This window comes from Microlunatus capsulatus (assembly GCF_017876495.1).
In the GTDB taxonomy this organism is placed as follows: Bacteria; Actinomycetota; Actinomycetes; order Propionibacteriales; family Propionibacteriaceae; genus Microlunatus; species Microlunatus capsulatus.
Map to the genome: position 1 here is coordinate 3,238,864 of NZ_JAGIOB010000001.1, position 18,048 is coordinate 3,256,911.

Sequence of the window (18,048 nt, forward strand, 5' to 3'; positions counted from 1 at the left end):
AGGCGGCCCTGACGTGGGCGGTCACGTCGAGCGGCCGCAGCGCAGCGTGTCCCCGCTCCAGATGTTCGGGCGGCACCACTGGCCGGTGAGCCTGCGCCACGGGCTGGTCCAGCTGGCGCCCATGCGGCGCCGCGACCGGGCCGCCTGGGAGCGGGTCCGAAGCGCGAACGCCGGCTGGCTGCGGCCGTGGGAGGCGACGCTGCCGCCCGGGGCGCAGGCGGGCCCGGCCACCTACGCCGGCCTGGTGCACACCCTCACCCGGCAGGCCCGCGAGGGCCGGATGCTGCCCTGGCTGGTCTTCTATGACGTGGGTGGACCCGGCCAGCCGCAGCTCGCGGGGCAGCTGACGGTCAGCGGCATCGTCGGCGGCTCGGCGTCGTGGGGCCAGATCGGCTACTGGGTCGACGAGCGGCTCGCCGGGCGAGGGATCATCCCGACCGCCGTGGCGCTGGCCGTGGACTACTGCTTCGAGGTCATGCACCTGCACCGGATCGAGATCGCCATCCGGCCCGAGAACACCCAGAGCCTGCGGGTGGTGGCCAAGCTCGGGTTCCGCCCGGAGGGGCTGCGCCCCCGCTACCTGCACATCGACGGCGACTGGCGCGACCACCTGGTCTTCGCCCTCAACGCCGAGGAGGTCCCCGAGGGGATGCTGCAGCGCTGGGAGAGCCTCCGGCCGCGCTGACCGGGTGGTGTCGTGTGGGCCCTCAGGAACCACCGCGGCCTGAGCTCGTCGAAAGCCCTTCGACAGGCTCAGGGAGCGGTGGTCGCAAGGCTCAGGGAGCGCGGGTCGCGAGGCTCTTCGACAGGGTCAGGGAGCGGTGCTGGGCCGGAACTTCCCGACACACCGCCGCAGGTCCGGCGGGCGGCGGAGGCGTCCACCTACGGTTCCGGGTGTGGGGACGACAGGTGTGATCTTCGGGGCGATCGCGATCGCCTGGCTGGCCTATCTCGTGCCCCACTTCGTGCGCCGCCGCGAGGAGGAGCTCGTCGTCGACGAGACCGACCCGGCCGCCCGCTTCTCCGAGTCGATGCGCGTCGTCCGGCACGGCACGGCCCCGCTGCTCAACCAGGACCTCAGCCCGATCGCCCAGTACGAGGTCTCGACGCCGCTCACCCGGCGGGCCGCGATCCACGAGCTGCGCCGACTCGAGCAGGTGGCCGCGAGCCGCCGCCGCCGGGTGCTGCTGGTCCTGCTCGCGCTGCTGAGCGCGGCCGTCGGCGTGGCTGCGGCCGGCACCCTGCCCTGGGGGCTCGTCGCGGTCCCGGGCGCCCTGCTGCTGGCCTTCCTCACCGTCGCCCGGTTCAGCGTCCGCACCATGCGCCGCGAGCTCGACGCCCGCTTCGCCCGCATCCGCCAGGGCAGCGACACCGAGTCGACCGTGCGGCTCAGCCGCAAGGACCTCGCCGCCGCGACGTCCGCCCCCTCCAAGGCCGTCACGGCGACCTCGTCGACCGGTGCCCTGTGGGACCCGGTCCCGATCACGGTGCCGACCTACGTCTCCAGGCCGCTGGCCCCGCGCACCGTGCGCACCATCGACCTGTCCGGTCCCGGCGTCGCCAGCTCGGCCCGGCAGGACGGCCCGGTCACCGCCGACGCCCCCGCCGTCGCGGTCCGGGAGAGCCGGCCCGAGCGCGAGGACGACGGCCGGCAGGCCGCAGCCGGGTGAGCCGTGGCGGGCAGGACGGCCCGCCAGTGGTATTGTCTTCGGGTCGGTGAGAGCCGACGGAGGGGCTTTGGCGCAGTTGGTAGCGCGTCTCGTTCGCAATGAGAAGGTCAGGGGTTCGAATCCCCTAAGCTCCACTCTCCATCACCGCGGTCGACCGGGCAGGACGCCGGTCCCGCACCCCCGACTCCAGCTCCGGTCCCGCACGGGTGACCTGAGCGGGCCAGGGTCTAGCGCATTTGTCCGCCTTCGGTATTTAATCGTTCTCGAGGTCGAGCCGCTCCGGCGGCTTCTCCCCAGGGCCTCACGAAGCGGTGAGGGTGGGTTGAGACGTCAGCCCACCCTGACCCCGGAGGCCCGCTAGGGCGCTGGCGGTCCCCGGAGCCCCTAGACCCCGGCGGGTACAGTGCTCGCGTTGCGCGGACCCCGGCAGCACCAGCCGCCGGCCCGCCCAGGAGGGGAGAGCCCGAGACATGACGTCGCGCACAGGAGCGGCTCCCGCCCGGCCCGAGCCGGGGGCGACCCGGCAGACCCGGCAGCGCACGGCCGTCGACGAGGTGCTGAGCCACTCCACCGCCTTCAGCACGGCGGCGCAGATCCACGCGGCGCTGGCCGATCGCGGCGAGCGCGTCGGCATGGCCACCGTCTACCGCACGCTGCAGCGCATGTCCGAGTCCGGGGCGCTCGACGCCATCCGCACCGACGAGGGCGAGATGGCCTACCGCCGCTGCTCGCGCAGCCACCACCACCACCTCGTCTGCCGTTCCTGCGGGCTCGCCGTCGAGGTGACCGGGCCCCCGGTGGAGGCCTGGACGGCCCGCGTCGCCGCCGAGCACGGATTCACCGGTGTCAGCCACGACCTGGAGATCTTCGGCCAGTGCGGGGAGTGCGCGGCTGAGGCCACCTCCGTCCCTCGCTGACCGGCGTCTCGTCGGCGACCACCCGCCCGTCGGCCAGGTGCACCAGGCGGTCGGCCCCCGTGAGGACGGCCGGGTCGTGCGAGACGCAGACGACGGCGGCCCCGCGCCCGGCCTCGGCGGCCATCAGCGCCCGGATCCGGTCACCGCTGTCGGTGTCCAGGCCCGTCGTCGGCTCGTCCAGCAGCAGCAGCTCCGCCCGCGCGGCCAGGCCCTGGGCCAGCAGGGCGCGCTGGCGCTGGCCGCCCGAGAGGGCGGCGAACGGGCGCCGGGCCAGCGCGGTCATCCCCAGGCGCTCGAGGGCCTCGTCGACCGCGGCGCGGCTCCCGGCGTCCAGTCGGCGCCACGGCCCCGTCCGGCCCCAGGCCCCGACCGTCACCACGTCCCGGACGGTGAGGGGGAGCCGGTCGGACACGGCCGTGCGCTGCGGCACGAAGCCGACCGCCGGGGTCGCCTCCCGGGTGCCGGACGAGGGCGCGCGGGTGCCCGCGATGACCTCCAGCAGCGTCGTCTTGCCGGCCCCGTTCGGCCCGGCGATGGCCATCACCTCCCCGCCGCGCACCTCGAGGTCGACGTGGCAGACGGCCTCGTGCCCCGCGAAGTCGACGTGCACCGCGGACAGGCGGGCGGCCGGGGGAGCGGTGAGGAGGGGCGACAGCATGCCGACATCCTAACTTGATAATCATTCTCATTACTTCTACGCTCCTCGACCATGACCTCGTGGACCGACGTGCTGCTCGAGCCGTTCGCGCTCGACTTCCTGCAGCGCGCCCTGCTCGGCGGGAGCCTCGTCGCCGTGCTCTGCGGCGTCGTCGGCACCTGGGTCGTCATCCGCGGGATGGCCTTCCTGGGGGAGGCGCTGGCCCACGGGATGCTGCCTGGCGTCGCCCTGGCCACCGTCCTCGGGCTGCCGGTGCTGGCCGGCGGCGCGCTGAGCGCCGTCACGATGAGCCTCGGCATCGCGGCCCTCCAGCGGCGCGGCCGGCTGTCCTACGACACGAGCATCGGCCTGCTGTTCGTCTCGATGCTCGCGCTCGGCGTCATCGTCATCTCCCACTCCGGCAGCTTCGCCACCGACGCGACGGCGATCCTCTTCGGCGACATCCTCGCCATCGCGCCGGTCGACCTCGTGCTGCTCGCGGCCGCCGCCGCGCTCGGTCTGCTCGTCGCGGTGCTGGCGCACCGCCCGCTGGTGGCGCTGGCCCTCGACCCGCGGATCGCCGCGGTGCTGGGGCTCGGTCCCCGGGTGGCCCAGGCCGCGCTCGTCGGGCTCGTCACCCTCGCCGTCGTCGCCTCCTACCAGGCGGTCGGCTCGCTCCTGGTGGTCGGCCTGCTGCTGGCTCCGGCCGTCGCCGCGGGGCACTGGACCACCCGGATCCCCACCCGGATGCTGCTGGCCGCCGCCGTCGGCGTCGCCGCGGTGCTGCTCGGCCTGCTCGTCTCATGGCACGCCGCCACCGCGGCGGGCGCCTCCGTCGCCGCGTCCGCGATCGCCCTGGCGGGCGGCTCGTGGGCGCTCCGGGAGGCCGTCGACGCCCTCCGGTCGCGGACCGCCCCGGCGGCTGTCGCCACGCCCTGACCCCTGCGGCGCGAGGACGCGTCGCCGACCCCCGCCGAGCAGCTCCGACGCTCGGGACGCCCCACCCCGGAAGGACCCCGTGCGGTTCCGCATCACCTCGCTCGCCCTGCTGACCAGCCTCACCCTCACCCTCACCGCCTGCGGCGGCGACCCGGCTGCCGCTCCGGCCGCGGAGGCCCCGATCGGTCCTCCCGTCGGCGACGGCCACGGCGGCGTCGGGGGCGCGGCCGAGGTCACCGAGCCCCAGCTCGGCCTGACGACGGTCGACCGGGCCGGGACGGTCACCCACCTCGACCTGCTCGACGAGAGCGTCCGCGAGGTCGGCTCCGTCGGCGCCCCGGACGCGGTGACGACCGACGGCCGCTACCTGTTCGCCGGGACGGCGCAGGGGGTCGAGGTCGTGGACAGCGGCGTGTGGACCTGGGACCACGTCGACCACTTCCACTACTACCGTGCCGAGCCGCGCCTCCTCGGCGCCGTCGCGGGGCGGGGACCGGCGACGGTCGCCACCACGAACCTCTCGACCTCCGGCGGCACCGGCGTCTTCTTCGCCGGGTCCGGCGAGGCCGTGCTGCTGGACACCGAGGCGCTGTCGAAGGGCGAGGTCCGGGAGCGCTTCCGCCTGGAGACCGGGCCGCACGCCGGGATGGTCGTGCCCGTCGGCTCCTTCGCGCTGGTCACCGCGGGGGAGGACGGTGCGGCCACCTCCGTCGTCGGCCACACCGCGGACGGCGAGCCGACCGGCCTGGAGGAGCGGTGCGACGGCGCGTCCGGCACCCTCACCACGCGGGTCGGGGCGGTCATCGGCTGCGCCGACGGCGCCCTCCTCGCCTCGGTGCAGGACGACGAGCTCGTGGTCGAGCGGATCCCGTACCCCGAGGGCACCACCGCGCCCCGGGCGACCGCCTTCGCCAACCGCGAGGGCCGCCCGACCGCCGCCGCGCTCGCCGGGACCGAGGGCATCTGGCTGTTGGACACCCGGGAGCGGTCCTGGACCCTGCTGCCGGCCCCCGCCCCCCTGGTGGCGGTGACCGCCGTCGACGACGACGACGAGCACGTGCTGGCCCTGGCCGAGGACGGCCGCCTGCTGGTGCTGGACGGCGAGGACGGCTCCGTGCTCTCCCGCACCGAGCCGCTCGTGGCGGACTCGCTCGCCGCCGGGCTGACCCCGGCCCTGATCGCCGACCAGCAGCGCGCCTACCTGAGCGGCCCCGTCGAGCAGCGGCTGCACGAGGTCGACTTCGCCGATGACGCGCGGGTCGCGCGCACCTTCGAGACCACCACCGAGCCGGCGTTCACCGCCGAGACGGGACGCTGACCATGCCGAGCACCCGCCCCGTGACCGCTGTGCTGAGCGCCGCCGCCCTCCTCGTGGTCGCCCTCGCCGGGTGCACCCCGGCCGAGGACGACCGCCCGCTCGTCGTCGTGTCCACGAACATCCTCGGCGACGTCGTCGGCGAGCTCGTGGGGGAGGAGGCCGAGGTCCTGACCCTGATGCGGCCGGACGCGGACCCGCACTCCTTCGAGATCTCGGCGCAGGAGGCGGCGCGGCTGCGCTCCGCCGACCTCGTCGTCTCCAACGGGCTGGGCCTGGAGGAGGGCCTGCAGCAGCACCTCGACGCCGCCGCGGCCGACGACGTCGCGACCTTCGTGGCCGGCGACGCCGTCGAGGTGCTCGACTACCGCGAGGGCGACGCCGAGGGCACGCCGGACTCGCACTTCTGGACCGACCCGGCCCGGGTGCTCGACGTCGTGGACGCGCTCGAGCCCGCGCTCACCGCGCTCGCGGGGGTCGACCCCGCGGTGCTCGCGGCACAGGCCGCCACTTACCGCGACGAGCTCGAGCAGCTGGACGCGGACATGGTCACCGCCTTCGCGGCGATCCCCGAGGAGCGGCGGGCGCTGGTCACCAACCACCACGTGTTCGGCTACCTCGCGGAGCGTTTCGACTTCGAGGTCGTCGGCGCCGTGATCCCCGGTGGCACCACCCTGGCGGCGCCCTCCGCGTCCGACCTGGCCGACCTGGTCGACGCCGTCCGGGAGACCGGCGTGCCCGCCATCTTCGCGGAGTCGTCGTCCCCGGACCGGCTCGTCCAGGCCCTCGCGAGCGAGGCCGACGTCCAGGTCCAGGTGGTCGAGCTCTACACCGAGTCGCTCACCGCTGCCGACGGGGGCGCACCCACCTACCTGTCCATGATGCGCGTCAACACCGAGCGCATCGCCACCGGGCTCTCGCGATGAGCGCCCGGACCCACCCGATGATGAAAGAGGCACCCATGCACCCCACCTCCCTCCGCCGCGCGAAGCTCCCCGTGCTCGCCCTGGGCACGGCCCTGGCCCTGGCCGCCTGCTCGTCGAGCACCGGCGCGGCCCCCGCCGCCGGGCCGAGCAGCAGCGCCGCGAGCGCCAGTACCAGCCCGAGCCCCGCCGCGGCCGGCGCCCGCCTCGCCCTCTCCTACACCGGCGGGATCATGGTGCTGGACGGCACGACGCTGGAGCCCGTGGCCGAGCTGGAGTCGGAGGAGTTCACCCGGCTCAACCCGGCCGGTGACGGCCGCCACGTCATGGTCACGATGAGCAAGGGCTTCCAGGTGCTCGACACCGGGGCCGGGACGGGCGGGCCGGCCGAGCTGACCGACCGCGTCTTCGAGGCGGACACGCCGGGTCACGTCGTCCGGCACGGGGGCAAGACCGTCCTCTACGCCGACGGCACCAGCGACACGACGATCTTCGACACGGCCGCGCTGGCCACGGCCGAGGGTCTTCCCGAGCGCGAGACGGTCGAGGGGACCGAGGCCCACCACGGCGTCTCCGTCGTGCTCGAGGACGGCACCTTCCTCACCACCGTCGGGAACGCCGACGGCCGCAACGGCATCGAGGTGCGCGACGCGGCGGGGAAGAAGATCGCCGAGAGCGACGACTGCCCCGGCGTGCACGGCGAGGGCACGGCGCAGGGCGAGGCCGTCGTCTTCGGCTGCGAGGACGGCGCCCTCCTCTACAGCGACGGGACGATCACCAAGCTCGACGCCCCGGACGAGCCGTACGGCCGGATGGGCAACGCCTACGTCAGCGAGACCAGCCCGGTCGTCGTCGGCGACTACAAGGACGACGCCGACGCCGAGGGCTACCTGCTCGACCAGGTCACCCTGATCGACACCGCCGAGAAGACCCTCGAGGTCGTCGACCTGCCCGAGGGCGTGGAGTACACGTTCCGCGACGTCGCCCGGGGCCCGGGGGAGATGGCCTCCATCATCGGCACCGACGGCTCCGTCCACGTGCTCGACCCGGAGAACGGTGAGATCACGCAGTCGATCCCGGTGATCGCGGCGTGGGAGGGGCCGGCCGAGTGGCAGGACCCGCACCCGGCCATCGTCGTCGACGGGGACGTCGCCTACGTGACCGAGCCCGCCGCGAACAAGGTGCACGCCGTCGACCTGACCTCGGGTGAGGTCACCGCGACGGGTGCGCTGGACGTCACCCCGAACGAGCTGGCGGTCGCCGCCGGCTGAGCTCGGAACCCGCCGCCGACGCCGAGGCCCGTGGTGGCTAGTGGCCGTGGGGGTCGCTCGCGTTCACCGTGGCGACCACCTGGTCGTAGTCGCCGCGGGCCTCGCCGAAGCGGAGGAACCGCACGTTCTCGACGAGCACCTCGTGCGCGTCCGGGTCGGCCTCCAGGAGCGCCACCACCTCGTCGGCGAAGGCGTCCAGGGGCATGGCGAAGGCGCTCTCCTCCTGGCCGGGGAGCAGGGCGGTGCGCACCGACGGCGGGACCAGCTCGAGCACCTGGACGCCCGTGCCGGCCAGCTGCAGCCGCAGCGACTCGCTGAGCATGTGCACCGCCGCCTTGGTGGCGTTGTAGCTGGGGGTCGCCCGCAGCGGGACGAACGCCAGGCCGGACGAGACCGTCATGATCGTCGCCGCGGGCCGGCTGCGCAGGTGCTCGACGAAGGCCCCGATGAGCCGGATCGGGCCGAGCAGGTTGGTCGTCACGGTCTCCTCGGCCGAGGCCAGGAACCCCTCGGGGGTCCGCCAGTCCTCGACGCGCATCACCCCGGCCATGGTGACGAGGTTGTCGAGGTCGGGGTGGGCGGCGAGCACCTGGTCGGCCGCGGCCCGGATGCTGGCCGGGTCGGTGGTGTCGACGACGACGGTGTCCAGGCCGGGGTGCTCCGCGGCGATCTGCTGCAGCCGGTCGGCGCGCCGCCCGCCGACGACGACGGTCCCGCCGGCGGCCTGCAGGCGGAGCGCGAGGGCGAGGCCGATGCCGCTGGTCGCGCCGGGGATGAAGGTGGTTCCGGTGATGTCCATGACCCCAGCCTGGGTCGCGGCCGGCCGGCGCACCAGGCCGCGCCGATCGGGGGACCGGCGGTCCCTGGTGGGCGCGCGGCCCCGGCGGCGATACTGCGGGGGTGGACCGTGCAGCGCTGGCCGACTTCCTCCTGAACCGTCGCAACGGCCTCCAACCGGCCGACGTCGGCCTGGCCGTCGGGGTCCGCCGTCGGGCGCCGGGGCTGCGGCGCGAGGAGGTCGCGGCGCTCGCGACGATGTCGACCGACTACTACACCCGGCTGGAGCAGCGCCGCGGACCGCAGCCCAGCACGCAGATGCTGGGCTCGCTGGCCCGGGCGCTGCGGCTGAGCGCGGACGAGCGCGACTACCTCTACCGGGTCGCCGGGCACAGCGCCCCCGACCGGGTGGCCGACCCCGACTTCGTCGCGCCGGGGCTGCAGCGGGTGCTGGACCGGCTGACCGACACCCCGGCGCTCATCCTCTCCGCGCTGGGCGAGACGCTGGTGCAGAACGAGCCGGCGCGGGCGCTGTTCGGGGAGGTCGAGCACCTGACCGGGCTGGAGCGCAGCGGCATCTACCGCTGGTTCGTCCACCCCGTCAGCGAGCGGCGGATGTACCCCGCGGAGGACCACGACCGGCAGAGCCGGGCGCAGGTCGCCGCGCTCCGGGCCGCGCACGGTGCGCGCGGACCGGGCTCGCGCGCCGGCGTGCTGGCCCGCGAGCTGACCCGCCGCAGCCCCGAGTTCGCCCGGCTGTGGGAGGCCCACGAGGTCGGCCGGCGCTTCGAGGACCACAAGGTGCTCGTCCACCCCGAGCTCGGCCCGATCGAGGTCGACTGCCAGGCCCTGTTCACCGAGGACGAGTCGCAGGTGCTCCTCGTGCTGACCGCCGCCCCGCGCTCGGCGGCCGAGAGCGCGCTCCAGCTGCTCGCGGTGCTCGGCAGCCAGCGGATCGGGGCCGAAGGCGGGAGCTGAGGTCGGCTCGTCCGGGTCCGGGTCCGGGTCCGGGTCGCGGGCCGCGGGCCGCGGGTCAGCGGATGCCGCTGCGGGCGAACCCCTGGACGAAGTAGCGCTGGAAGCCCAGGAACAGCACGACCATCGGCGCGACCGTGAGCAGGGCGAAGGCCATCGTGCCGCCGTAGTCGGAGCCGAACTGGCCCTGCAGGTACAGCAGCCCGATGGGCAGGGTGAACAGCGCGTTGTCCTTGAGCGCGATCAGCGGCCAGGCGAAGTCGTTCCACGTCTGCAGCAGGCTCATGAAGAACAGCACGGCGATGAGCGGCTTCGACAGCGGCAGCACGATCCGCAGGAACACCGCCAGGTGCCCGGCGCCGTCGATGCGAGCGGCCTCCACCAGTTCGCGCGGGATGGCGATGAGGAACTGACGGGCCAGGAACACCCCGAACGCCGACGCCGCCGTGGGCAGGATCACCGCCCAGTAGCTGCCGTAGAGGCCGAGCCCGGTGACCAGCCGGAACAGGCTGACCATGATCACCTGCACGGGCAGCATGAGCGTCGACAGCGCCAGCAGGAACAGCACCCCGGAGCCCCGGAAGCGCAGCTGGGCGAAGGCGTAGCCCGCCAGCAGGTTCACGGCGACGGTCAGCAGGGCGACGACGACGGCGATGGCCACCGAGTTGCCGAACCAGGTGAGCACCGGGAAGGAGTCGAGGACGCGGCGGAAGTTCTCCAGCGTCAGGTCCCGCGGCCAGAAGCGCAGGTCGCCGCCCAGCAGCTCGGCCCGGCTGGACAGCGAGACCACGACCATCCAGTACAGGGGGAACAGCAGCACGACGCTGACGGCGAGCGCCAGCACCAGCCGGAGGGTGAGCAGGGTCCGCTCCCGACGTCGGCGACCGGCGCGCGGGCGGGTGGGGGCGGGGACGGTGCCGAGCCGGGTCGTGGGGGCGCTCATCCGACGAGGTCCCGGGAGCGGCTGGTGCGCCAGCGCAGGGCGGTGAACGCCAGCGTGACCAGCAGCAGGACCATCCCGATCGCCGCGGCGTAGCCCTGGTCGCGGGTGACGAACCCGGTGTCGTAGGCGTAGGTCACCAGCACCGACGTCGCGTTGCGCGGGCCACCGCCGGTCAGCACGAAGACGATGTCGAAGACCTGGAAGGAGTAGATGACGTTCATGATCAGCAGGAAGAAGGACGACGGGCCCACCATGGGCACGGTGAGGTGCCGGAAGGCCTGCCAGCCGCTGGCGCCGTCGAGCTTCCCGGCCTCGTAGATCTCCGGGCCGATGCCCTGCAGGCCGGCGAGGTAGATGAGCATGTTGAAGCCGACGCGCCACCACAGGGTGACCAGCACGACCGAGACGAAGGCCGCCGCGCCGCCGGACTGCCAGGGCACGGCGGGCAGGCCGGCGAACCGGAGCAGCTTGTCCACGACGCCGCTGTTCTCGTCGAACACGAGCACGCCCATCAGCGCGGTCGCGACCCCCGAGACGGCCATCGGGAGGATGAGGACGCTGCGGAAGAAGGCGCGGCCGGGGAGCACGGAGTTCAGCAGGACGGCGATCCCCAGGCCGAGGGCCATCGAGAGCGGGGTGACGACGGCGGTGAACAGGGCCGTGTTGAGCGTCGAGCGCCAGAACAGCCCGTCGCCGACCAGCCGCGCGTAGTTGTCCAGACCGACGAAGCGGCCGGCCCCGAAGCCGTCGGTGCGCTGCAGGCTGAGGACGGCGGCCCCGACCAGCGGGAGCAGGACGAACACCCCGAGCAGCACGAGGTTGGGGGCCAGGAACGTGTACCCGGCCAGCGCCTCCGCGGCCCGACCCGGACGTCGGGCCGTCCGCGGCAGGCGCACCGCGGGCGTGCTCACCGGGCGGCGCCGCGGCCGGCCCGGCGGCTACTCACCGGCGGTGGCCGAGGCGATGCCCTCGGTGAGCCCGGCGAGGGTGTCCTCGACGCTCTGGCCGCCGACGAAGGCCTCCTCCAACTGGTCCTTGAGGACCGTGATGATCCCGGTCATCGACGGCGAGGCCACCTGCGCGGCGTCCTGGGCCCGCACGACGCCGGCCTGGCCGAGGAAGACGGGGGAGAGCTCCGGCCGGACGGCGAACTCGACGCCCTGCTCGGCGAGGTCGCGGCGCGTCGGCAGCAGCGAGGCGCCGGCGCAGAAGGCCCGCATCTGCTCCTGCTCGGTGACGAAGGCCAGGAACTTCGCGGCCAGCTCCGGGCGCGGGGTGCCGGCCGTGGCCACCAGGGCGTTGCCGCCGAAGTCGCCGCCCCCGCGGACCTTCCGCGGGGCGAAGGTGGCTCCCCAGGAGAAGTCGAGGGTGGCGTCGGCGTCGGGGACCATGAAGGCGCCGCCGAAGACCATGGCCGTGGTCTGGGAGTACCAGAGGTCGGCCGCGTAGGTCGTGGACTTCACCGAGTCGCTGGGCGGGACCAGCCGGTCGCTGAAGAAGCCCTGGCTGAACTCGAGGGCGGCCCGGCCGGCCGCGGAGTCGATGGCCGGGGTGCGGAGGTCCTCGGCGAGGAAGCGGCCGTCGGCCTGGAACAGCAGGCTCAGCCAGCGCGTGACGCCGTTGCCCTGCCAGTTGTAGGCGAACGGGTACTTGTCACGGTCCAGCGACTTCCGCAGGGTGGCCGCGACCTCCCCGAACTGGTCCCAGGTCCAGGCCTGCTCGACCTCCGTCGGCACCGCGGTGATGCCGGCGGCGTCGAGGACGTCCTTGTTGTAGAGGATCGCCGAGGTGTCGGTGTGGTGCGGGACGCCGAACGGCTTGCCGTCGTTCTGCACGGCGCTCCAGGCGGTCTCGGTGAAGCGGTCGGCGAAGCCGGCCTCGAGGTGCGGGGTGAGGTCCAGCAGCTGCTGGCGCCCGGCGTAGCCGCCGAAGGTGTAGTACGGCACGCGGAAGACGTCCGGCGGGTTGCCCGCCTGGATCTGCGCGTCGATGTTGGTGAACATCTGCTCGTACGGGACCGCGTTCAGCTGCACCTGCGAGCCCGGGTTGGCGGCCAGGAACTGGTCGATGGCGCTCCGGAAGCCGGCCAGCTCGCTGTCGGTGCCCCACGTCGTGAAGGTGAGGGCGCCGTCGGCCCCCTCGTCGGTCGCCGCGCCGCCGGTGCGGAAGCCGGCGCAACCGGCCAGCGCCACGGGGGCCGCCGCCGCGGTCGCGCCGAGGAAGCCTCGTCTGGTCAAGCTCATGGTGTTCTCCTCGCCATTTCTCAGGCGAAGGAACGCCCGGCACACCGTAGCCACGGCGGCCAAAGGGCCGGCCCGCTCGTCGCGGCGGAGAGGTCCGGTCCGCGCCCAGTCCGCCGAGCCGACCCGTCCGCCCGCCTGAGCGCCGACGGACCGGGGTGCGGGAGCTCAGCCTTCCTCGCCCGTGGTGGGGTGCGGGCTGCCGACCGGCTTGGACTCCGAGGAGCCGCGCTGGCGCAGGTAGATCGACAGCGCGGCCATCGCGGCGACGGCCAGGAACTCCGACTGCCAGTTCTGCAGCGTCCGGCTCCAGAAGTCCGGCGAGCCGACGTAGCCCGGCCAGGACACCGGGTCCTGGTACTGGCTGAGCTGCTGGGCGTTGTAGGCCGCACGGCCGGCGACCGACTGCGCCAGCCAGGACAGGGCGAAGATCGTGCCCATCACCACCCCCAGCGAGCGCGAGTAGAGGGCCAGCCGCAGCCCTCCGGCCCGGGCCCACCGCGGGGAGTCCTCGCTGGCGTGGGCTCCGACCTGCTGGTCCTGGTCGGACTCCGGGCCCGCCTCGTCGACGTCCTTGGACTCGCTGGAGCCGCGCTGCACCAGCCACACGGTGGCCAGGATGTAGAGGAAGAACTGCAGGAACTCCGACTGCCAGTTCTCGGCGACGTCGACGGCGAAGTCGGAGGTGGTCAGGTAGTGCAGGTACCCGACCTCCTCGAGCCCCGCGGCGACCTGCTGGCTGTTGAACTCGAGCAGCCCGGCCACCGACTGGCCGACGAGGGCCAGCAGCAGGAGGCCGCCGAAGAACAGGGTGAGCCCGTTGTCGTGGACGAAGCGCGCGGCACCGGCCCGGGGCCGGACGGCCTGACCGACGGCGTGCACCCGCGCTCCTCTCGTCGACGTCCTCCCCGGACCCCTACCCGCGACGGCCGGCGGCCACACCAGCCGCCGCGGTCGTGGCCGGGTGGCCGACGGCGCAACGGGTCACCTGTGTCCCGTGTGACAGGCGTGCCCGGTGGGTAGGAAGACAGGCAGAAGGTCGGGACGCGCGGCGAAGCCCGTAAATCCGGACGACCCACGGTCCGCCCGTGCTCCGTCGGGTCGGGTTACCCGTCCGCGCGGCCTGACCTCTCGGGAGGTCAGCGCCACAGGTGCAGGGTGGTGGGCGCCAGCTGCTCGGCGAACCGGCCGTCCGGGGCCGCCCGCTGCAGCAGCTGCCGCAGGTCGGCCTCGAAGGCGCCCAGCCTGTCGCCGAAGAGGTGCGGGGCGGCGCTCGAGAGCGACAGCACCGACGACGCCACCTGCTCAGCGGTCCGCTCGACGACCCGGCCCGGCACGGTCAGCAGCTCGGGACCGGCGAAGCCCGCCGCCCGGTAGACGTCGTCCTCCGCACCACCGGATCCGGGGGGCCGGAGCCCCTGGCCCGCCCGCCGCTCCTCGCCGAGGTACCGCGTGACCAGCCGCTCGATCTCCGCCCGCGGCGGCTCCGGGTGGGGCAGCGGCCGCTCGGCCGGGACGCCCGCGTGGGTGGTCGCGCTGACGTGCACCAGCGTCCCGCCGGGAACCAGCAGGCGCCGCAGCACCGCCGCGACCCGCGGCTGGTCCATCCAGTGGAAGGACTGGGCGAGGGTGACGACGTCGACGGGCGGGAGGTCGGCCGGCAGGTCCTCGGCCCGGAGGTGACGCCAGGTGGTGGTGGTGGTGATCCCGGCGGCCGCCGCGAGCCGGCGGGCCACGACGAGCATGTCGGGGTCGGCGTCCACCCCCACCACCTCGGCGAACAGCGGAGCCAGCAGCAGGGTCAGCGAGCCGGGGCCGCAGCCGACGTCGAGGAGCCGGCCCCGGCCGTCCAGGCCCAGCGCCTCCTGCAGGGCGTCCGCGAGCGCCGTCGGGTAGGGCGCCCGGCCCACCGCGTAGTGCTCCGCGCTGCCCGCGTAGAGAGAGGGGTCCCAGGACCACGACCTGGGGCCCGACCTGTCCGTCCGCTCCTCCGGCACAGGCCGAGCCTCCCACGGCCGCCGGGGCCCGTCACCCCCTCCGGCCGGTGGTCCGGGGCGCCTTCACAGGTACCGCACAGCCGCGTCCCAGCCGGTTGCCTGGAGGCGGTCCGAAGGTGGGCGCGGCGGGGCTGACCGGCTCCGTCCGTGACCGGAACGAAGGAGTCTCGATGACCCGACCCAGCCCGCGACCCGGAGCGGCCGACCCGACCGCACCCACGACGGGGGTCCACCGGTGAATCCGCGCGACTTCGGTCACGGCGTCCACGGCGAGGCCTTCCTGCTGCTCCCGTTCGTCGCCGCCCTGGTCCTGCTGCTGGCGCTGCTCGCCGGTGTGGGCCTGCACCTGCTGCGCTCCGGCCGGCTCGAGCTGCGCGGGCGGGGCGCCGGGCCGCGCCCGGAGGAGGAGGCCAAGCGGGTGCTGGCCGAGCGTTTCGCGCGGGGTGAGGTCTCGGGCGAGGAGTTCATGGAGCGCTCCAGCCTGCTCAACTGGACGCCCGGCGTCGACGCGGCGGCCCCGCGGCCCTGGCCGGCGCGGCTCCGCCGCTGACGCTCCGCCCGCCACCCGGGCCGGTGCTCGCCCTGGAAATGCAGCGCCAGTGAGCCCTCAGGGGCCGGATGAGCGCTTTCCCGCGTCACTGCGTCTGCATTTCCAGGGCGACCGCGCTCATCGGGTGCCGGCGGACCCCCGCGCGATGTCCACGAGCCGAGCGCGGTGCTGCTCCCCACCAGCCCGGTCGCGGACCGGCAGGCCCGGGTTGCCGGACTCCATCCCGACGGCGCCGTCCAGGAGCTCGCGGATGACGTCCGCGTGCCCGGCGTGGCGCTGGGTGTCGGCGACGACCCCACCGCCCCGGGTCATCCCGGCCGCCGGGCCAGCAGGACGTCGAAGGCGTTGTCGTCGACGAAGCGGCCGTCCACCGCCAGTGGCGCGAGCCGGCGCCGGACCTCGTCGTCGAACGCCGCGAGCCGGTCGCCGAAGAGGTGGGCCGCGGCGAAGGACGTGGAGTGCAGGTAGCCGACGACGCCGTCCAGGTCGCGTTCGCGCCGGACCGGCACCTCCACCCGCTCGACGGCGGAGAAGGCCGAGTCGGCGAGGTCGTCGAGGTAGCCGCGGGCGGGCCGCTGGTAGGTGCCCGACCCGGCCCGGCGGTCCGGCCCGAGGAACTCGGTGACCACCTGCTTCGCCTCCCGCGCCCACGGGTTGTCGGAGGTCCAGGCGCTGCGGTCGCCGAAGACCGCGACGACGCCGTCGTCGACGACGAGGTCCTCGAGGTGGCGCAGGACCGCCGGCCGGTCCAGCCAGTGGAAGGTGCGGCAGACGGTGACCAGCGACGCCTGCCAGCCCGCCGGCGGCCGGACCTCCTCGGCCCGGCCGAGGAGGAACGTCAGCGGCGTGGTTCCCGCCAGGGGTCGGAGGTCCTCCTCCGCGACCGCGAGCAGGTCCGCGTCGACGTCGACGGCGACCACCTCGTCGACGTGCGGGAGCATCGCCCGCACCACGAACCCGGTACCCGTGCCCAGGTCGAGGAGCCGCCGCGGGAACCGGCGGGGTGCGGCCCGCGCGAGCAGCTCGGCGACCTCGTCCGGGACGCCGGAGCGGTACCGGCGGTAGGCGGCGGCGGTGCCGGCGAAGAGGTCCACCCGGGTGACCTTACGGAGGGGTCCCGGCCGGCGCCAGGACGTGCGAGGCTCGGGCAGGTGATCACCGCGCTCACCGTGCTGCGCGACGGCCGGGTCGAGGCCGCCGGGTACCGCGACGGCCAGGCCGTCGTCTACGACTGGGGCTTCACCTGGGAGGGCCGTGCGCTCGAGCAGCGCACCTTCGTCCTGCTGGACCTCGGGTTCCAGGTCAACCAGCCGGTCATCTTCCCCGAGCAGCAGCGCGGCTGGTGGTACTGCGACCTCGTGCGGCTGGAGCTGTCCGGGGACCTGCTCCGGGTCGACGACGACCTCGTGGACGTGGTCGTCGGCCCGCCCGACCACCCCTACCGGGTCCTCGACCTCGACGAGTACGGGGACGCGCTCGCGTCCGGCGCGAGGGAGCCGGCGGACGTCGTCGACGGTCTGCGCCGGACCCAGCTGTTCCTCGACCGGCACCTCAACCGCCGCCACGACGTGCGCCGCGACACCTGGCCCGACTTCCCGCCCCGGGCCATCGCCGGGCTCGCGGCCCTGCCGTTCCGGCCGCGGTGGCGGCTGGTGTGAGCGGGCCGCGCTCGACCGGTGCCGGGACGCGGCCCGCGGTGGTCCGGCTGCGGGAGGGGGCCGACCTGCCCGGCTGCGTCGACGGGCTGGCCGCGGTGCACCGTCTGGACCGGTACCCGACGCGGTGGCCCGACGACCCGGGACGCTGGCTGACCCCACCGCGGCTGGCGGCCGCCTGGGTCGTCGACGACGGGGAGGTGCAGGGGCACCTGGCGCTGGTGCGCGGCGTCGAGGACGAGCAGCTGGTCCGCGCCACGGGTCGTCCGGCGGCCGAGCTGGTCGCGGTCAGCCGGCTGTTCGTCCGGCCGGCCGCCCGGGGCCGCGGGCTGGGGGAGCGGCTGCTGCGGACCGCGGCGGAGCACGCCGTCCGCGACGGCGCGGGCCTGGTGCTGGAGGTGGTCGCGGAGGGCCGGTCGGCCGCGCTCCGCCTCTACGCGCGGCTCGGCTGGGAGCAGGTCGGGCAGCGCACCGCCAGCTGGACGACGCCGGACGGCGCCCGGCCGCGGCTGGTGCTGCTCCGCTGGGTCCCCGGCGGGTGAGCGGCGGGACGCCGGACCGGGGGTGCCGGCCGCGGTGAGTTCGGTGGCGGCGCGCGGTCTGCAGGAGGACCGTCCCGTCCCACCCAGGAGGACCGCTGATGCCCGACCGCCGGCTCGTCGTGACCCAGAACATCACCGCCAACGGGGTGGTCGAGTTCCTCGACCCCTGGTTCGACCCCGGCGACCAGGGTGACGCCGACGACCTGCTGGTCTTCCAGCGGGAGCAGTTCGCGGCGGAGGAGGTGCTGCTGCTGGGCCGGCAGACCTTCGAGGACTTCCGGGGCTACTGGCCGCTGCAGACCGACGACGAGACGGGGGTGACCGAGCACCTGGACCGGGTGCGCAAGGTCGTCGTCACCTCGAGCAGGGCCGACCCGGGCTGGCAGCGCACCACGTTCCTGCACGGGTCCCTCGAGGACGGGGTGCGCGGGATCCTCGCCGAGGGCGGGGGCGAGCTGGGTCTGACCGGCAGCATCGGGGTGCTGCACGCGCTGGTCCGGGCCGACCTCGTCGACGAGTACCGGCTGTTCGTGCACCCGGTGCTCAGCAGCCGGGGCCGGACCCTGGTGCCGGACAGGGTGCCGCTGCGCCGGATGGCGCTGGTGGAGTCCCGCGCGTTCCGGGCGGGCGTGGTCCTGCAGACCTACGCCCGCACCTGACCCGGTCCGGCCGGGCTCCCCGGGAGACGGGGAACCGC

The 18,048-nt window shown here is 74.7% G+C and carries 21 protein-coding genes and 1 tRNA gene; 13 read left to right on the forward strand and 9 right to left on the reverse strand.

Annotated features, from left to right (window positions below):
* Positions 1-61 precede the first annotated feature (61 nt).
* From JOF54_RS14940 to JOF54_RS14955, 4 genes are all read left to right on the forward strand, one after another.
* Entirely contained in the window at positions 62-685 is a 624-nt protein-coding gene (locus tag JOF54_RS14940; RefSeq protein WP_210059593.1) for a GNAT family N-acetyltransferase, read from the forward strand.
* A gap of 211 nt (positions 686-896) precedes the next feature.
* Positions 897-1,670, forward strand: a complete 774-nt coding sequence (gene sepX / locus JOF54_RS14945; RefSeq protein WP_210057264.1) for a divisome protein SepX/GlpR — start codon at positions 897-899, stop codon at positions 1,668-1,670.
* Between the two features lie 61 nt (positions 1,671-1,731).
* Positions 1,732-1,804: transfer RNA gene (locus JOF54_RS14950), tRNA-Ala, on the forward strand.
* A gap of 336 nt (positions 1,805-2,140) precedes the next feature.
* Positions 2,141-2,587, forward strand: a complete 447-nt coding sequence (locus JOF54_RS14955) for a Fur family transcriptional regulator (RefSeq protein WP_210057266.1) — start codon at positions 2,141-2,143, stop codon at positions 2,585-2,587.
* Here JOF54_RS14955 and aztA read toward each other — a convergent pair.
* Positions 2,517-3,245: a zinc ABC transporter ATP-binding protein AztA gene (gene aztA / locus JOF54_RS14960; RefSeq protein ID WP_210057268.1), complete on the reverse strand. Its 729-nt coding sequence runs from the start codon at positions 3,243-3,245 to the stop codon at positions 2,517-2,519. The two genes, JOF54_RS14955 and aztA, sit on opposite strands and share 71 nt — an antisense overlap.
* Positions 3,246-3,296: 51 nt before the next feature.
* Between aztA and aztB the strand changes: the two genes are divergently transcribed.
* From aztB to aztD, 4 genes are all read left to right on the forward strand, one after another.
* Positions 3,297-4,163 (forward strand): zinc ABC transporter permease AztB, encoded by an 867-nt coding sequence (gene aztB / locus JOF54_RS14965; RefSeq protein ID WP_210057271.1) that lies wholly within the window; start codon positions 3,297-3,299, stop codon positions 4,161-4,163.
* 79 nt (positions 4,164-4,242) lie between these two features.
* Positions 4,243-5,481 carry an ABC transporter gene (locus tag JOF54_RS14970; protein ID WP_307804210.1) on the forward strand — a complete coding sequence of 413 codons (1,239 nt, stop codon included), beginning with the start codon at positions 4,243-4,245 and terminating at the stop codon, positions 5,479-5,481.
* Between the two features lie 20 nt (positions 5,482-5,501).
* Positions 5,502-6,404 carry a zinc ABC transporter substrate-binding protein AztC gene (aztC, locus tag JOF54_RS14975; RefSeq protein WP_307804211.1) on the forward strand — a complete coding sequence of 301 codons (903 nt, stop codon included), beginning with the start codon at positions 5,502-5,504 and terminating at the stop codon, positions 6,402-6,404.
* Between the two features lie 35 nt (positions 6,405-6,439).
* The gene (aztD, locus tag JOF54_RS14980) at positions 6,440-7,672 is read left to right on the forward strand and encodes a zinc metallochaperone AztD (protein WP_210057276.1); all 1,233 of its coding nucleotides are present in this window, start codon (positions 6,440-6,442) and stop codon (positions 7,670-7,672) included.
* Positions 7,673-7,709: 37 nt separating this feature from the next.
* On the opposite strand, the gene JOF54_RS14985 is transcribed toward aztD, so the two are convergent.
* A complete protein-coding gene (locus tag JOF54_RS14985) occupies positions 7,710-8,471 on the reverse strand; it encodes an SDR family oxidoreductase (protein WP_210057278.1) in 762 nt (253 codons plus the stop codon).
* A gap of 101 nt (positions 8,472-8,572) precedes the next feature.
* On the opposite strand from JOF54_RS14985, the gene JOF54_RS14990 reads away from it, so the two are divergent.
* The gene (locus JOF54_RS14990; protein WP_210057280.1) at positions 8,573-9,427 is read left to right on the forward strand and encodes a helix-turn-helix transcriptional regulator; all 855 of its coding nucleotides are present in this window, start codon (positions 8,573-8,575) and stop codon (positions 9,425-9,427) included.
* 55 nt (positions 9,428-9,482) lie between these two features.
* Here the strand turns inward: JOF54_RS14990 and JOF54_RS14995 are convergent, their stop codons facing one another.
* The 5 genes from JOF54_RS14995 to JOF54_RS15015 all read right to left on the reverse strand — a co-directional run bounded on the left by JOF54_RS14995 (position 9,483) and on the right by JOF54_RS15015 (position 14,517).
* Positions 9,483-10,367: a carbohydrate ABC transporter permease gene (locus tag JOF54_RS14995; RefSeq protein ID WP_210057282.1), complete on the reverse strand. Its 885-nt coding sequence runs from the start codon at positions 10,365-10,367 to the stop codon at positions 9,483-9,485.
* Positions 10,364-11,278: a carbohydrate ABC transporter permease gene (locus JOF54_RS15000; protein ID WP_210057284.1), complete on the reverse strand. Its 915-nt coding sequence runs from the start codon at positions 11,276-11,278 to the stop codon at positions 10,364-10,366. The genes JOF54_RS14995 and JOF54_RS15000 overlap by 4 nt, the downstream gene beginning before the upstream one ends.
* A 27-nt stretch (positions 11,279-11,305) precedes the next feature.
* Positions 11,306-12,610: an ABC transporter substrate-binding protein gene (locus tag JOF54_RS15005; RefSeq protein WP_210057285.1), complete on the reverse strand. Its 1,305-nt coding sequence runs from the start codon at positions 12,608-12,610 to the stop codon at positions 11,306-11,308.
* A 165-nt stretch (positions 12,611-12,775) separates the two neighbouring features.
* The gene (locus JOF54_RS15010; protein WP_210057287.1) at positions 12,776-13,489 is read right to left on the reverse strand and encodes a DUF6766 family protein; all 714 of its coding nucleotides are present in this window, start codon (positions 13,487-13,489) and stop codon (positions 12,776-12,778) included.
* A 257-nt stretch (positions 13,490-13,746) separates the two neighbouring features.
* Positions 13,747-14,517 carry a class I SAM-dependent methyltransferase gene (locus JOF54_RS15015; RefSeq protein ID WP_307804212.1) on the reverse strand — a complete coding sequence of 257 codons (771 nt, stop codon included), beginning with the start codon at positions 14,515-14,517 and terminating at the stop codon, positions 13,747-13,749.
* Positions 14,518-14,839: 322 nt separating this feature from the next.
* Here JOF54_RS15015 and JOF54_RS15020 point away from each other — a divergent pair, with 322 nt between their 5' ends.
* Positions 14,840-15,154: an SHOCT domain-containing protein gene (locus tag JOF54_RS15020; protein ID WP_210057289.1), complete on the forward strand. Its 315-nt coding sequence runs from the start codon at positions 14,840-14,842 to the stop codon at positions 15,152-15,154.
* Positions 15,155-15,271: 117 nt separating this feature from the next.
* Here JOF54_RS15020 and JOF54_RS15025 read toward each other — a convergent pair whose 3' ends face one another.
* Together JOF54_RS15025 and JOF54_RS15030 are read right to left on the reverse strand one after the other, a co-directional pair.
* The gene (locus JOF54_RS15025) at positions 15,272-15,466 is read right to left on the reverse strand and encodes a DUF664 domain-containing protein (protein ID WP_210057290.1); all 195 of its coding nucleotides are present in this window, start codon (positions 15,464-15,466) and stop codon (positions 15,272-15,274) included.
* Positions 15,463-16,248, reverse strand: a complete 786-nt coding sequence (locus JOF54_RS15030; RefSeq protein WP_210057291.1) for a methyltransferase domain-containing protein — start codon at positions 16,246-16,248, stop codon at positions 15,463-15,465. The genes JOF54_RS15025 and JOF54_RS15030 overlap by 4 nt, the downstream gene beginning before the upstream one ends.
* A gap of 57 nt (positions 16,249-16,305) precedes the next feature.
* Here JOF54_RS15030 and JOF54_RS15035 point away from each other — a divergent pair, with 57 nt between their 5' ends.
* The 3 genes from JOF54_RS15035 (at position 16,306) to JOF54_RS15045 (ending at position 18,010) form a co-directional block, all read left to right on the forward strand.
* Complete coding sequence (locus JOF54_RS15035; RefSeq protein WP_210057292.1) at positions 16,306-16,812, forward strand: DUF402 domain-containing protein; 507 nt, start codon at positions 16,306-16,308, stop codon at positions 16,810-16,812.
* Positions 16,809-17,351 carry a GNAT family N-acetyltransferase gene (locus JOF54_RS21150; RefSeq protein ID WP_210057293.1) on the forward strand — a complete coding sequence of 181 codons (543 nt, stop codon included), beginning with the start codon at positions 16,809-16,811 and terminating at the stop codon, positions 17,349-17,351. Before JOF54_RS15035 ends, JOF54_RS21150 begins: the two co-directional genes overlap by 4 nt.
* A 98-nt stretch (positions 17,352-17,449) precedes the next feature.
* Positions 17,450-18,010: a dihydrofolate reductase family protein gene (locus JOF54_RS15045; protein ID WP_210057294.1), complete on the forward strand. Its 561-nt coding sequence runs from the start codon at positions 17,450-17,452 to the stop codon at positions 18,008-18,010.
* Positions 18,011-18,048: the final 38 nt, after the last annotated feature.

What these genes read in the sequence shown, in the direction of transcription:
- JOF54_RS14940 (WP_210059593.1), top strand. Translation starts at nt 62, where the DNA reads ATGTTCGGGCGGCACCACTGGCCGGTGAGCCTGCGCCACGGGCTGGTC.
- JOF54_RS14955 (WP_210057266.1), top strand. Translation starts at nt 2,141, where the DNA reads ATGACGTCGCGCACAGGAGCGGCTCCCGCCCGGCCCGAGCCGGGGGCG.
- aztA (WP_210057268.1), bottom strand. Translation starts at nt 3,245, where the DNA reads ATGCTGTCGCCCCTCCTCACCGCTCCCCCGGCCGCCCGCCTGTCCGCG.
- aztB (WP_210057271.1), top strand. Translation starts at nt 3,297, where the DNA reads ATGACCTCGTGGACCGACGTGCTGCTCGAGCCGTTCGCGCTCGACTTC.
- aztD (WP_210057276.1), top strand. Translation starts at nt 6,440, where the DNA reads ATGCACCCCACCTCCCTCCGCCGCGCGAAGCTCCCCGTGCTCGCCCTG.
- JOF54_RS14985 (WP_210057278.1), bottom strand. Translation starts at nt 8,471, where the DNA reads ATGGACATCACCGGAACCACCTTCATCCCCGGCGCGACCAGCGGCATC.
- JOF54_RS14995 (WP_210057282.1), bottom strand. Translation starts at nt 10,367, where the DNA reads ATGAGCGCCCCCACGACCCGGCTCGGCACCGTCCCCGCCCCCACCCGC.
- JOF54_RS15005 (WP_210057285.1), bottom strand. Translation starts at nt 12,610, where the DNA reads ATGAGCTTGACCAGACGAGGCTTCCTCGGCGCGACCGCGGCGGCGGCC.
- JOF54_RS15025 (WP_210057290.1), bottom strand. Translation starts at nt 15,466, where the DNA reads ATGACCCGGGGCGGTGGGGTCGTCGCCGACACCCAGCGCCACGCCGGG.
- JOF54_RS15045 (WP_210057294.1), top strand. Translation starts at nt 17,450, where the DNA reads ATGCCCGACCGCCGGCTCGTCGTGACCCAGAACATCACCGCCAACGGG.